Origin of the sequence: Maribacter confluentis (assembly GCF_030505015.1) — a bacterium.
GTDB classification, from domain to species: domain Bacteria; phylum Bacteroidota; class Bacteroidia; order Flavobacteriales; family Flavobacteriaceae; genus Maribacter; species Maribacter sedimenticola.
The window spans coordinates 3,642,055-3,656,493 of record NZ_JAUKUC010000001.1 but is presented as its reverse complement, the minus strand read 5'-3'; the positions used below and the strand labels follow the sequence as shown (position 1 = coordinate 3,656,493).

Here is a 14,439-nt window from a genome sequence, read left to right as displayed (position 1 = left end):
ATCATATAAAATACATCACACTACACTATACATATATACAAACCGTATACTGATTACTAAGAATACAAAAACCAACTAACTAATTATTATCCGCATTGCCCCCAGAACCAACCGAAAATAAATATACCTTATTATAACAATCACTTCTGCAACAACAAATCTATATTCTTAGAAGAAGAGACCTTAATCTATTGAATCAGCGCGTAGAATTACAAAATAGACCTGCGTATAAATAGTATCGGCAAAACATAACCTTATACTATTGTGGACATGAATACAACATAGTATCTTTGGCACCTGAAAAGATTTACAGCATATGATCAAGATTACATTGCCAGATGGCTCAGTTAAGGAATTTGAACAAGGCACAACACCTATGGAGGTTGCCAAGAGTATCAGTGAAGGTTTGGCCCGTAATGTTATTTCGGCAAAATTCAATAATACTACAGTTGAAACCACCACTCCCTTGAAGTCAGACGGCAGCTTGATCCTCTACACTTGGAATGACAAGGAAGGTAAAACCGCTTTTTGGCACTCCACATCGCACATTGTTGCCCAAGCTTTGGAAGAATTATACCCTGGAGTAAAACTTACTATAGGACCGGCTATTGACAATGGCTTTTACTATGATGTTGATTTACCTGAAGGCGTTATCTCGGAAAAGGATTTTCCTGCAATAGAAAAGAAAGCTTTAGAGATTGCCAGGGGAAAACATGATTATAAATTACGGGAAGTTTCCAAGGCAGATGCATTAAAATTCTACAAAGACCAAGGGAATGAGTATAAAGTTGAATTAATTGAAAATCTAGAAGATGGCACCATTACATTTTGTGACCACGATACGTTCACCGATTTATGTAGAGGAGGCCATATACCCAACACAGGTATTGTAAAAGCCATAAAAATACTAAGTGTGGCCGGTGCATATTGGAGAGGCAATGAGAATAACGCCCAATTAACAAGAGTGTACGGCATATCCTTTCCAAAGCAAAAAGAATTAACAGAGTACCTTGAGCTTTTAGAAGAAGCCAAGAAAAGAGATCATCGTAAGTTAGGGAAAGAGCTGGAACTCTTTACATTTTCCCAGAAAGTAGGACAAGGTCTGCCCCTATGGTTGCCAAAGGGCGCTGCTTTGAGGGAGCGTCTGGAACAGTTCTTAAAAAAAGCTCAGAAAAAAGCAGGCTATGAAATGGTGGTTACACCACATATAGGTCAAAAAGAACTATATGTAACTTCTGGTCATTATGAGAAATATGGCGCGGACAGTTTTCAACCCATACACACCCCAAAAGAAGATGAGGAATTCTTACTTAAACCAATGAATTGTCCACATCATTGCGAAATATACAATTCTAAACCGTTCAGTTACAGGGAGCTTCCCAAACGTTTTGCCGAATTTGGAACAGTATACAGGTATGAACAAAGCGGTGAACTGCACGGATTAACACGTGTACGAGGGTTTACTCAGGATGATGCCCATATATTTTGTACGCCCGACCAGTTAGACGAAGAGTTTAAAAACGTAATTGACCTTTCATTATATGTTCTTGGATCATTAGGATTTGAAAACTTTACAGCCCAAGTTTCCGTACGGGATTTGGATAACCCAGACAAGTACATAGGTTCTGTTGAAAATTGGGAAAAAGCGGAACAAGCAATTATCAATGCAGCGAAAGAAAAAGGTTTGGATTACATTATAGAAGCTGGTGAAGCAGCTTTCTATGGCCCTAAACTGGATTTTATGGTGAAAGATGCTTTGGGCAGGCAATGGCAATTAGGTACTATACAGGTAGATTACAATTTACCTGAACGATTTGACCTTACCTATAAAGGTAGTGATAATGAATTGCACAGACCGGTCATGATTCACAGAGCGCCATTTGGCAGTATGGAACGTTTTATAGCGCTATTATTAGAACATACAGGGGGTAATTTCCCATTATGGTTAACACCAGAACAGGCAATAATTCTTCCGGTAAGCGAGAAACATGAAATATATGCCCAAAAAGTTTTAAAATCCCTAGAAAATAACGAAATTCGCGCCCTTATCGATAATAGAAATGAAACGATCGGTAAAAAAATACGTGAAGCTGAAATGAGCAAAGTGCCATTCATGCTGATCGTAGGGGAAAGCGACGAAGCTGCCAACACCGTTTCTGTTAGGAAACACGGAGGTGAAGATTTAGGAGCTATAAGCTTAACCACGTTTACAGACTTGGTTAACACAGAAATAAATAGTACCTTAAAGTCGTTTAAAGATTAAAGTTTAACTAAAAATATTAAGTCATAGCAATACGTAAAAGATTTAGACCACAACCTAGAAGGGAAAATAAGAATCCCCATAATATTAATGAAAAGATTACGGCCCCTAAAGTTAGGTTGGTAGGTGACAATGTTGAAGTAGGTGTATATCCTTTTCCTCAGGCTCTTGAGAAAGCAGAAGAATTAGGTTTGGATTTGGTGGAGATTTCCCCAAAAGCAGACCCTCCTGTTTGTAAAATTATGGAGTATAAAAAGTTTTTATACGAACAAAAGAAGAGGGACAAGGCAATGAAAGCGAAAGCTTCCAAAGTTGTTGTTAAGGAAATAAGGTTTGGACCTAATACGGATGACCATGATTATGAATTTAAGAAGAAGCACGCGGAAAAATTCCTGAAAGAAGGAGCAAAGTTAAAAGCGTATGTATTCTTTAAAGGTCGTTCCATAGTATATAAGGACCAAGGAGAAATTTTATTGTTAAAATTAGCTTCAGAATTGGAAGAACTTGGTAAGGTAGAACAAATGCCAAAATTGGAAGGTAAGCGAATGACAATGTTCATAGCACCTAAGACCAAAGGAAAATAAGATTACGATCGGTTTAATACATATAGACCGTAACTATAAAAATACTGAACGCTACTTACGTTTGTAAGTAGCGTTCAGCATGCAAAGTGAGATAATTAAATAAATTAGGAAAAATGCCTAAACAGAAAACGAAATCCAGTGCCAAAAAGCGATTTAAGCTAACGGGTACCGGTAAAATTAAAAGAAAGCACGCTTTTAAGAGCCACATTCTTACGAAGAAATCTAAAAAGCGAAAGCTTGCTTTAACTCATGATACATTGGTTCACCAACATGATGTTAACAGCATTAAAGAACAGTTACGTTTAAAATAAGCGTTCTTTAAAAAGGTAAAATTATTAACCATGGAGTTAGGCCAAAAAAGTTCCTGAATAAATTAGGGCGCCTACTACAAAAAATTAGAAAAAATGCCAAGATCAGTAAATGCAGTAGCTTCCAGAGCCAGAAGAAAAAAGGTGATGAAGCAAGCCAAAGGTTACTTTGGAAGACGTAAAAACGTTTGGACAGTAGCCAAAAATGCGGTTGAAAAAGCAATGTTATATGCTTATAGAGATCGTAGAAACAAGAAAAGAACGTTCCGTTCACTTTGGATTACCCGTATCAATGCAGGTGCCAGACAACATGGAATGTCCTACTCTCAATTTATGGGTAAAGTAAAAGCTAACAATATAGAACTTAACAGAAAAGTTCTAGCTGACTTAGCAATGAACCATCCAGAAGCCTTTAAGGCGGTTGTAGATCAGGTAAAATAAATTAATAACAATCTCACTTTATAAAAATCCGATTCTTTATGAATCGGATTTTTTAATTTTAGCTATAGCGGACTTGAATTCTTGCCAATCTATCAGCTCATCACCATTCTTATCATACCCTTCTATAAGTTTGGATGATACTATTCCGCGTAAAAAACCGCTTATTTCTGCCTCTTTTAACAATTTTACGATTTCTTTTTTGGTCAATTTTTGATCATGATCTTCATCAAAATAATTAAAGGCCATTTCGGGTGTCGCAAAATGATTGGTTATTAATATCTGTATTTTATTTAAAATGGATTCTTCTGTAGTCATATTTTTTATTTCAATTTCAAGTTAATAAAAAACTATATACCCCACGCAGTGAGAACAAGGTTTCTACCAGATGCATAGTTTCGATGTTCACAGAGATATATACCTTGCCATATACCCATATTTAGCTTACCATTGGTAATTGGTATCTGCACAGATGCCCCCATTAAAGACGCCTTTATATGGGCCGGCATATCATCTGAACCTTCATAGTCATGTTTATAATAAGGAGCATTTTCGGGTACTACGATATTTAGATGACTTTCAAAATCATCACGAACAGTAGGGTCGGCATTCTCATTAATGGTTAAACTTGCGGAAGTATGTTTAATAAATACTTGGAGAAAACCTTGCTGAATATGTTTTAGTTCCGGTATGTTATCAATTATGCTTTGGGTAATGATGTGATAACCCCTTCTATAGGGCGTTAAGGTAAATTCCTTTTGAAATATCTTCATAATACTTTTATATCATTTGAGTGTAAAACTTTATGTATTCGTTCAATTACTAAACATACATGAAATATCTTTGTAATTAAATATAGGATGAATGGATTTATCAAAGATAAAAATGGTGGTAACGGATATGGATGGCACCCTTTTAAATTCTGACCATACAGTTAGCGATCAATTTTTTACTTTATTTGAGAAACTAAAATCAAAGGGAATAGTATTTGTTGCAGCCAGTGGAAGACAATATAACAGTATTGTAGAAAAATTACACCCAATAAAGGATGATATAATCGTTATTGCGGAAAACGGTGGATTTGCCAAAAAACAGGAAACAGAACTAATAACCACTCCCCTGGTCAAGGAGCATATCTCCAAAATATTAAAAACCCTTGATCAAATACCAAATATACACGCCGTACTATGTGGAAAATATACGGCATTTACGGCAGGAAATTCAGCTAAGTTTACCCAAAAGCTAAAAGAATACTATACCGAATTTCAAATTTTGAATAATTTAAAGGATGTTGATCTGGAAATCATTAAAATTGCCATCTATCACTTTGAAAGTTCAGAGGCACATATTTATCCATTTGTAAAGCATTTTGAAAAAGATTTGAAGGTAAAGGTGTCCGGAGAAAATTGGTTGGACATCTCTAGTAATAATGCGCATAAAGGTTATGCCCTTAAAAAACTTATGCAAAATTACAATATCAAATCAGACGAGTTAATAGTTTTTGGTGATTATAACAATGATTTGGAGATGCTTGCTTTATCGGATTATGGTTTTGCCATGGCCAATGCACATCCTAATGTTAAAAAAATGGCCAATTACACCACATTAAGTAATGATGAGAACGGTGTGGAACATATTTTAGAATTATTGGTTAAATAGACCATTCAAAAAAACAATCCTACAAAAAATACACCTCTTTTATTGTTCAACAGCAGATTTTAGCTCACTGGGCAAATACCCCATGGTCCTTTTAAAAGCTGTGGTAAAATGTTGGGGATTGGCGTAACCAACTTCATATGCGGCATGGGCAATGGATACACCATCTTGGGTAATAAGACTTTTGGCAAACTCCATACGTAATGCCGTAATATATTTGAAAACCGGCATTCCATATACTTTTTTAAAATCCCTTTTTAATTTTGTAGCATTAAATCCTGCAATTTCCGAGAGATCTAAAATTTTAAGTGGTTCTTTTAAATTATTGCGAATATGTGCCTCTACCTTTACCAAAGCCAAATAATCCGAATTGAGTAATTTGACATTGTTTTTGGATATTTTTGCCGTATGCCTTCCCATCATAAAATCAATCAATAGTACGGTCAACTTACTTTCAAGATACTTTTTTCTTACCAGACCAGTATAGGGACATTGTATGATTTCATTGATATAACTACGTATCTGTGGGGGAATAAATTTACTTTTATCCCAAAGTACAAATGAATTAGAATTGGTTATGGCATCTTGCAATTTACCAAAACCGGTAGCAAAATCCGTACCCAAAAGTTTTTGTAATAATTTTGGCTTTACATAAATTTCAAAAACCTTAATATTACTTTTAAAGAAAATATCCCTTCCTTCAGTTGTAGGATAATAGAACATATTACAATGGTTTTCAGGAATCTGTACTAAATATTTAATATGACTTAAGGGCTGATAGGAATATTCCCCTTCTAAGCTAAAATGAAATTTAATCAAATGCTCATCACTTTTGACCCTAATCTCTGAATCAAACTCAAAAAGCAATTTGTTGTTGGTAAAATCAATTCCAGTAATAAACGCAATTTCATCTTTATTGGAAACCTCTACCGTATTATATTGAACAGCATTATTGATGTAGGATCCCCTAAATAAATCTTTGGTACATATATTTTTATATAGAACCGGTCTCACTCCATTTTCGCTCCCTTTTATCATTACTTCCTTATGCGTATGTAAAAATTCTTTTTACGGTACTGCACCGTATGTTACTGCTTTAGATTTGCAAAGGTATTTATTTAGACTAAATCTTAATAAATATAGACCGCTTTTTTATTTACATGAAAAATTTAATAACCCTTTTACTATTATCAACATTTTACACAGGTTTATCCCAAGTGCAAACAGGCACCATTACAGGCTCTGTCAAAGACCCTTCAGGTACACCAATGTCCTATGCCAATATTTTGATAGAAGGACTAAATCGCGGAGTGTTGACCAATGAGGAAGGCAAATTCAATCTATCTAATGTTCCATTTGGCAAACATACCATCGTGGTCTCGTTCATTGGCTACCATACCAGGTCCAAGACAATAGAGGTCAATAAGGAATACAACGACATTCAGGTAAATTTTACTATTCAAGAAAACGTAGAAAATCTGGACGAGGTAACCGTAAACGGTAAAACTGAAAAAACAGCGCTAGAAACAAAAGGTTTTTCAGTAAACTCTATAGAAACTAAGGAGGCAGGACTTAGAAGTATTCAGACCAATGAATTATTAAATACTACTGTAGGTGTAAAAATACGTCAGAACGGCGGCTTAGGTTCTAATGTAGAATATAGTTTAAACGGATTGTCTGGTAGGTCGGTCAGTATATTCATAGATGGTATTCCTATTTCAATTTACGGTTCATCCTTTAGTTTAAACAGCATTCCCCCTTCAATGATCAAAAACATTGAAGTATACAAAGGAGTAGTTCCCGGACATTTATCCAGTGATGCCGTGGGCGGTGCTATAAATATTGTACTTCATGAAGGAGGTAAAAACAATTTGAACGCATCTGTTTCCTATGGTTCTTTCAATACCATACAGACCAATTTAAATGGCGCGTATAGATTTTCGGAATCTGGATTTACGGTAAAAGCATCTGCGTTTCATAACTATTCTGACAATGACTATAAGATATCTGGCAGGACAATTGTTGATATTGCACCCAATGGGGTACAGACACCCATTGTGGCCAAAAGGTTTCATGATGCATACCGTTCTACCGGCGGCATGGCCCAAATTGGTTATACCAATGTAGACTGGGCAGACCAGTTTTTAGTAGGATTCACCGCCTCTGATGAATATAAGGAAGTACAGCACGGCACATTTGTGACCATATCTCCTTATAATGGAAGATTCTTGGAGTCAGACGCTCTATTGGCCAATCTTACCTATCAAAAAAAGAATCTTCTTGCCAAGGGTCTGGATTTGAATATCACCGGGGTTTATGGTAAGCGTAACCGTGTTATAAATGACACTGTAGCACAAGCTTATACTTGGGCAGGAAAAAGATTGGTAGGTTTTGATGGGGAATATTTGGATTATATCTGGAATTCACAAAATGAAAATGGACCGACCCTGGCAAATATAGAACGAAAAGTAGCCTCAGTACGCTCTGGTCTGTCCTATACCGTTAACGACCATCACAAAGTATTGTTCAACCATGTATATAGCGGTGTAGATAGGGAAGATAGTGATGAAATGGTATCGTTATTGGAAAATACCTTTCAACAAACCAGTGATTTGTACAAGAATATCTTTTCGCTTAGCTATGAACTAAATGCGTTTGAGGATAAATTTAAGCTCAATGCTTTTGGTAAACATTATTGGCAGAAGGTCCTAAACACAAAACCCGTCTTTAATGAGGACAATACAGCAGTAATCGATGAAATTTATCAAAGCGATAACGATTATACCGGTTATGGTTTTGCCGCATCCTTCATAGTAATTCCTACAATAACCTTATTGACATCAGCAGAAAAAGCGATTAGATTACCAAGCGAAAATGAGGTATTTGGTGATGCGGGGGACAATTTATTACCAAATCTTTCCATTAAACCAGAAACCAGTAACAATCTAAATATTGGGTTTCGCTTAGGAAAGTTCAACTTTAACAAACATGCTGTTACCCTGTCTTCTAATTTTTTTGCACGAAATATTGAAAATAGAATAGGATTACCCGCCAATGCAGACGGACTTAGGGAAAGTGATGAGTTCATTCAATACACCAATTTGGAAAATACGGCAGAGTCCAAAGGAATTGAAGCAGAATTCTTTTACACCTACGACAATAATTTAGGGGTTAATTTCAATGTAACCCGCATGAGCTTGACAACCGTCAACTCTGGCGTAGAAACCAATGTACCCAATGTACCATTGTTTACCATGAATGCCGGATTACGATACACCCTAAAGGATGTTTTCCAAACAAACTCTTTACTTAACCTGTTTTATAATACATATTATACCGATGAATTTACGTTCAAATTTGCGGCAGGGACCAATACTACAGGAGAAGAAGAATTTTTAATTCCGGAACAAGTATCACATGACTTTGGGCTCAGCTATACTTTTCCCAAGAAAAATTTTGTAATGAGCTTTGATGTCAAAAATATTTTTGACCAAGCTACTTATGATAATCTTTCAGTACAAAAACCAGGCAGAGCTTTTTATCTAAAATTGAATTACATAATCAATAATTTTTAATCATTTAAATAGAATCAAATATGAAACTAAATTTTTTAAACATTAAAACCTTAGCTTCTATCATACTGGCTACCGGTCTAATGACCTCTTGTAGTAGTGACGATACGATAATAGATCCAGATTCCGAAACAGAAACTCCAGATACGGAAGAACCTGTTGAGCAAGAACCAAGGTGGATTACCATTGCCGGTGCAAAAATGGGAGAAAATCCGGGAGATGGCAATGGGGGAACCTTGATCTATTCAGTTACAAGTGAAGATGCCAAAGATCCATCTGTACAGGTTGATCCATTTAACAATGGCTTTGTAGCCCCTTCCAATAGAACGGCAAGATTACAATCCTCAGAGGATGGAAATACAATTTTCAACATCAGTTATGCAGGGGATACCGGTGGAAATTATACCAAATATACCGTTGACGGTGGCGGAACATTTTCCCAAACAGGATCAGAGATTAGTATTGCCCCATATGTAGGGACCGCGCCAAGATGGATAAAACTTTTTGATGGAGATAAAACAGGAGCTGCAGTATATGTTGATACTGAACATCAAGTGGATGATAACGGCACTCCTGACGATGTTACCGATGACACCTATCTATACACCAATTCTACCATTGGCGTGGTGACCTTAGATTTGGTAGATTCCCAAATCAATAACTTTGAAGAGCATGTTCTTACCTTAAGTGATGAGGAATCAGCTGCAGGATACTACATTTCAAGAATAGATATGCCTACTTTAAATGCTGCCGGAAATAAATTATATATTGGTGCACGTGTTAGCAAGATCGATCCCGCGACCATAGAAAATGATAGTGACTATGAAATTTTAGGCTCTAAAACTATTGTTTTGGATTACCCTTCATTATTAAACCCAACAGTCATTACATCTAGTATTGGTCATGGTAATACCAACGGGTACCGTAGTATCAATGCCTTTGAATATAGCGGTAGTGTGTACCAAGCCAACCAAGGAGATCCAGAGGGTTCTTATATCTTGAAAATTAACGCTGATAACACCTATGATGATACTTACGACTTTAATCTGGACGAAGCCTTGGGTGTTACCGGTGCCTATGTATTGGCCTGGAGACCTGCTGCAAATGGTAAGGCGGTTTTGGCTTATCGCCATGAAGGCTCTGAAGAGGGTGTTGCAGGAGCTCAAGGGTTCTTTGCATTGGTAGACCTCAACGCAAGAACGGCGGTTAAAATTGACGATATACCTTATGACCCAGATTTCTATTTATTCCAATACCAAGGTTTTGTAGTTGAGGGTTCTGAAATTTATTTGACTCAAGGTGCCGTAGGAGAGAATGGTAACATTTATGTTGTAGATACCGAAACCGGAGAAGTGACCAAAGGAGCAGAATTGATCAATGTTACGGGAAGCCATTTTATTGGTGTATTCTAAAAGTAGCATGCCTATTTTACAGTAATTTAAGTATACGCAAATAAAAACCGTTGCCACAACTTGTGGCAACGGTTTTTTAATTTTTGGAGATAATAGATATTATCAGGTTTTTTGTTTCTTTTTTCTGGCGGCAGGGAATAATACATTGTTAAGAATTAATCGATATCCCGGGGAGGTAGGATGTAACTCCAATTCCGTTTTAGGGTCCCCTACCCTGTGTTGGTAATCCTCAGGATCATGGCCTCCGTAAAAAGTAAAAAATCCTTTTCCTTTAATGCCATGAATATATCTTGCTTCTTCATTAATTTTGTTTTCCCCTAAAACCATGACCGTTGGTTTTATCTGGCTACGGGTAAATGCCGTAGTCTGTCCCATAAAACCCTTGACCAAAGAAGTATGGTTTTGACAGAGCATGGTAGGAACGGGATCCCATTTTGCTGAAAATTCCATTAACGAAAAATAATCGGATTCCTTAGGTACATTACCTCTCTTGGTGGTCATATCAATTGATGAGAACTCGTATTTTAATGGGCTACGTTCCAAAATAAAATCGGTAAAGGCAAAAGTTTTTCCAAAATCCAAACTAGCCTGATAATTGGGGTCCGAAGCATCACCATCAAACATAGGCTCAACAATATCAATACCATCTGCAGCCAAGGCAATGTCAAAACTATCGGTAGCAGAGCACATGGCGAACATGAAACCACCGCCTATTACATAGTTTCTGATTTTTAGTGCAACGGCCCTTTTTTCTTCGGAAACCTTATCAAAACCCAGCTTTTTTGCCAATTTTTCCGCATTCTTCTTTCCTTCAATATACCAAGGGGTTGCCCTATATGCCCCATAAAACTTACCGTATTGACCCGTGAAATCCTCATGATGAAGATGCAACCAATCATACAATGCCAACTTGTCTCCCAAAACCTCCTCATCATATATAGTGGTATAGGGTATTTCCGCATAAGTCAGGGCCATGGTAACCGCATCATCCCAGGGTTGGTTATCCTTTGGGGAATAAACCGCTATCCTAGGTGCCTTTTCCAGAATGACCGCATCTTGGTTCTTGGCTGGACTACTAATTTCATCAAGGATAGAATTGGCATGACCATCGGACAGTACCTCAAAACTAACCCCTCTTATTTGACATTCCTTTCGTATACTTTCACCATCTGGCAATAAAAAGGACCCCCCACGATAATTGAGCAACCACTGCACTTTTTGTTGTTTGGACAATACCCAATACGTAATGCCATACGCTTTTAAATGATTTTTTTGGCTATCGGCATCCATTGGAATAAGGATGGATGATGCTTTCAATTGAACGGAAAAAAACAGGATAAAAACTAAAGTTACAATTTTGGACATATGGGATAGTTCAAGATAGCTATTCAAAGATATGGCAAAATCTTTGGCATTGCATTTATGCTGTCGTTAAAGCTGTTATAAATATATAACGTTCTATTTAGGTCTACAATTGCTAAAAAATAAAAAAGCCTCTTTAAAAGAGGCTTTTGAACATGTGTTATTTCCGCTTTTAAAAAGGAACGTCATTATCCTCATCAAAATCTGGATCAGCGTTCATACTACTACCAAAAGCATCATCTGCACTTGGTAAATTTTTGGTAATAAACGGATTTTCCTCATTGGCGTTCATTTTTGATTGAAATTCAAAAGGGGAATCAAAATCATCAAGGTTATCAAATTTACCTTGGTTACCAATAAATTTCAGTCGTATGTTTTCCAAACCACCATTTCTATGTTTGGCTACAATAAATTCTGCCTGCCCTTGTGTTGGGGTGTGTTCCTCATCGTCCCACTCCTCTATTTTATAATATTCCGGCCTATAGATAAAGGAAACGATATCCGCATCCTGTTCAATGGCCCCAGATTCCCTCAAATCCGATAGTATTGGTCGTTTACTTCCCCCACGCGTTTCCACTGCACGGGACAACTGAGACAAAGCAATTACGGGTACGTTAAGTTCTTTTGCCAAAGCCTTTAAGTTTCTTGAGATGGTAGAAATTTCCTGTTCACGGTTTCCTCCTTTTTGCGATCCGCCGGCAGTCATTAATTGCAAATAATCAATCATGATCATTTTAATACCATGTTGTGATGCCAACCTTCTAGCTTTTGCCCTAAGGTCAAAAATAGAAAGTGATGGTGTATCATCAATAAACAACGGGGCTTTTTCCAAGGACTTTACCTTAACGTTCAATTGCTCCCATTCATGTTTTTCCAATTTACCGGTTCTCAACTTTTCTGATGAAAGTCCCGTTTCCGAAGAAATCAATCGAGTAATCAACTGTACAGAGGACATCTCCAACGAAAAGAAAGCTACCGGTGTATTTGAATTCACTGCCATATTCCTTGCCATTGATAACGTCAAGGCGGTTTTACCCATACCCGGTCTTGCAGCCACAATGATCAAATCACTTGGTTGCCAACCTGATGTAAGTTTATCCAATTTATCAAATCCGGAAGGAATACCGCTCATACCCTCTTTTCCGGCAATTTCCTCGATTCGTTTTTTGGCCTGTATTACTAAATCCTGGGCGGTTTCCGCAGAACGTTTTAAGTTTCCCTGGGTAACGTCATATAATTTAGATTCCGCAGCATCCAATAGGCTAAAGACATCTGTACTTTCATCATAGGCCTCCTCAATGATCTCTCCTGAAATTTTAATTAAACTACGCTGTATAAATTTTTGTAGAATTATACGAGCATGAAATTCAATATGGGCGGAAGAAGCTACTTTTTGGGTAAGTTTTATCAAATAAAAATCGCCCCCACAAGCTTCTAATTTACCTGCTTTCTTCAATTGTGAAGAAACGGTTAATAAATCCACAGGTTGTGATTCCTCAAAGAGGATAAAGATGGCTTCGTAAATAAAACGGTGCGCGTCCTTGTAAAAAACATCTGGATGTAAAATATCTATTACTTCATCCACACCTTTTTTATCTATCATCATAGCACCAAGCACAACCTCCTCTAAATCAACAGCTTGTGGTGGAATTTTACCCCTTTCGAGGTTAATAATAGTAGATTTGTCGATCTTGCGACCCACAATAGGTTTAGTGTTCTCCATAGTACGAAAATATACAATTAACCTTTAGTTAACGTCAAAAATCGTCATTACGATGTTCACAGTTGACTAACAATTGCTTGTTAATAAATTACAAATTTCTGTTGATAAGATAAAAAAACCGAGGAATAAAATCCTCGGTATATTTTTAAGTTGCCTAAATTGCAGATTAGCCGTTGAAAACACCCATTTGGGCATATTTTTCCATTCGCTGATTTACCAATTCTTTTGGTGATAACTTTTGCAATTGCTCAAAATGGGAAGCAATTTTATTTTTTACGGTCTCGAACGTTTTTTCTCTGTTTGCATGTGCACCACCTGCAGGTTCCCTTACAATTTCATCGATCAGTTTCAATTTTTTCATATCGGTAGCGGTCAGCTTCAAGGCTTCGGCAGCTCTTTCCTTATATTCCCAGCTTCTCCATAGAATAGACGAACAGGATTCCGGTGAAATTACGGAATACCACGTATTCTCCAACATTAGTACCTTATCACCTACACCTATACCCAAGGCTCCTCCAGATGCTCCTTCACCAATGATCACTACAATGATCGGCACCTTAAGGCGGGTCATTTCCAAAATATTGCGTGCAATTGCCTCTCCTTGTCCGCGTTCCTCTGCCTCAATACCTGGGTAAGCACCAGGAGTATCAATAAAACATACAACGGGCACTTGGAACTTTTCTGCCGATTTCATTAGCCTTAAGGCCTTTCTATACCCCTCTGGATTGGCCATACCAAAATTACGGTATTGGCGTGTTTTTGTATTATACCCTTTTTGTTGGCCAATGAACATAAAACTTTGATCATTGATTTTTCCAAGACCACCGATCATAGCCTTATCGTCCTTAACGTTACGATCCCCATGCAGCTCTAAAAAAGTATCTCCACAAATGGCCTTAATGTAATCTAATGTATAAGGTCTATTTGGATGTCTAGAAAGCTGTACGCGTTGCCAAGCAGTAAGGTTCTTATAAATTTCTTTTCTAGTATCAGCAAGTTTTTTCTCTATCTGTTTGCAAGTCTCCGTAACGTCTACATCACTTTCTTCGCCAATTATCATGCACTTGTCCAATTGTTCTTCCAATTCTTTAATAGGAAGCTCAAAATCCAAATATTCCATATTT

Annotated in this window: 13 protein-coding genes; 7 read left to right on the top strand and 6 right to left on the bottom strand. The window is 37.1% G+C overall.

Going from position 1 to position 14,439, the window contains the following annotated elements; translation table 11 throughout:
* Positions 1-316: 316 nt before the first annotated feature.
* The 4 genes from thrS to rplT all read left to right on the top strand — a co-directional run bounded on the left by thrS (position 317) and on the right by rplT (position 3,593).
* Positions 317-2,263 carry a threonine--tRNA ligase gene (gene thrS / locus Q2T41_RS16065; RefSeq protein WP_304436910.1) on the top strand — a complete coding sequence of 649 codons (1,947 nt, stop codon included), beginning with the start codon at positions 317-319 and terminating at the stop codon, positions 2,261-2,263.
* 23 nt (positions 2,264-2,286) lie between these two features.
* Positions 2,287-2,844 (top strand): translation initiation factor IF-3, encoded by a 558-nt coding sequence (infC, locus tag Q2T41_RS16060; RefSeq protein ID WP_089261938.1) that lies wholly within the window; start codon positions 2,287-2,289, stop codon positions 2,842-2,844.
* A 113-nt stretch (positions 2,845-2,957) separates the two neighbouring features.
* Entirely contained in the window at positions 2,958-3,155 is a 198-nt protein-coding gene (gene rpmI, locus Q2T41_RS16055) for a 50S ribosomal protein L35 (RefSeq protein WP_047245905.1), read from the top strand.
* A gap of 93 nt (positions 3,156-3,248) precedes the next feature.
* On the top strand, positions 3,249-3,593 hold the full coding sequence (rplT, locus tag Q2T41_RS16050) for a 50S ribosomal protein L20 (protein ID WP_089261940.1): 345 nt from the start codon (positions 3,249-3,251) through the stop codon (positions 3,591-3,593).
* 36 nt (positions 3,594-3,629) lie between these two features.
* Here rplT and Q2T41_RS16045 read toward each other — a convergent pair whose 3' ends face one another.
* Positions 3,630-3,908 (bottom strand): EF-hand domain-containing protein, encoded by a 279-nt coding sequence (locus Q2T41_RS16045; protein ID WP_089261942.1) that lies wholly within the window; start codon positions 3,906-3,908, stop codon positions 3,630-3,632.
* Between the two features lie 32 nt (positions 3,909-3,940).
* The gene (locus Q2T41_RS16040; protein WP_304436909.1) at positions 3,941-4,363 is read right to left on the bottom strand and encodes a secondary thiamine-phosphate synthase enzyme YjbQ; all 423 of its coding nucleotides are present in this window, start codon (positions 4,361-4,363) and stop codon (positions 3,941-3,943) included.
* A gap of 91 nt (positions 4,364-4,454) precedes the next feature.
* On the opposite strand from Q2T41_RS16040, the gene Q2T41_RS16035 reads away from it, so the two are divergent.
* On the top strand, positions 4,455-5,249 hold the full coding sequence (locus Q2T41_RS16035) for an HAD family hydrolase (protein WP_304436908.1): 795 nt from the start codon (positions 4,455-4,457) through the stop codon (positions 5,247-5,249).
* Positions 5,250-5,288: 39 nt separating this feature from the next.
* Here the strand turns inward: Q2T41_RS16035 and Q2T41_RS16030 are convergent, their stop codons facing one another.
* Positions 5,289-6,260: a helix-turn-helix domain-containing protein gene (locus Q2T41_RS16030; RefSeq protein WP_304436907.1), complete on the bottom strand. Its 972-nt coding sequence runs from the start codon at positions 6,258-6,260 to the stop codon at positions 5,289-5,291.
* Positions 6,261-6,406: 146 nt separating this feature from the next.
* On the opposite strand from Q2T41_RS16030, the gene Q2T41_RS16025 reads away from it, so the two are divergent.
* Positions 6,407-8,821 carry a TonB-dependent receptor gene (locus tag Q2T41_RS16025; protein WP_304436905.1) on the top strand — a complete coding sequence of 805 codons (2,415 nt, stop codon included), beginning with the start codon at positions 6,407-6,409 and terminating at the stop codon, positions 8,819-8,821.
* A gap of 20 nt (positions 8,822-8,841) precedes the next feature.
* Positions 8,842-10,230: a DUF4374 domain-containing protein gene (locus Q2T41_RS16020; protein ID WP_304436904.1), complete on the top strand. Its 1,389-nt coding sequence runs from the start codon at positions 8,842-8,844 to the stop codon at positions 10,228-10,230.
* A gap of 102 nt (positions 10,231-10,332) precedes the next feature.
* On the opposite strand, the gene Q2T41_RS16015 is transcribed toward Q2T41_RS16020, so the two are convergent.
* The 3 genes from Q2T41_RS16015 to Q2T41_RS16005 form a co-directional block, all read right to left on the bottom strand.
* Positions 10,333-11,595: an asparagine synthetase B gene (locus tag Q2T41_RS16015; RefSeq protein WP_304436903.1), complete on the bottom strand. Its 1,263-nt coding sequence runs from the start codon at positions 11,593-11,595 to the stop codon at positions 10,333-10,335.
* A 169-nt stretch (positions 11,596-11,764) separates the two neighbouring features.
* A complete protein-coding gene (dnaB, locus tag Q2T41_RS16010; RefSeq protein ID WP_304436902.1) occupies positions 11,765-13,315 on the bottom strand; it encodes a replicative DNA helicase in 1,551 nt (516 codons plus the stop codon).
* A gap of 166 nt (positions 13,316-13,481) precedes the next feature.
* Positions 13,482-14,435 carry an acetyl-CoA carboxylase carboxyltransferase subunit alpha gene (locus Q2T41_RS16005; RefSeq protein WP_089261958.1) on the bottom strand — a complete coding sequence of 318 codons (954 nt, stop codon included), beginning with the start codon at positions 14,433-14,435 and terminating at the stop codon, positions 13,482-13,484.
* Positions 14,436-14,439: the final 4 nt, after the last annotated feature.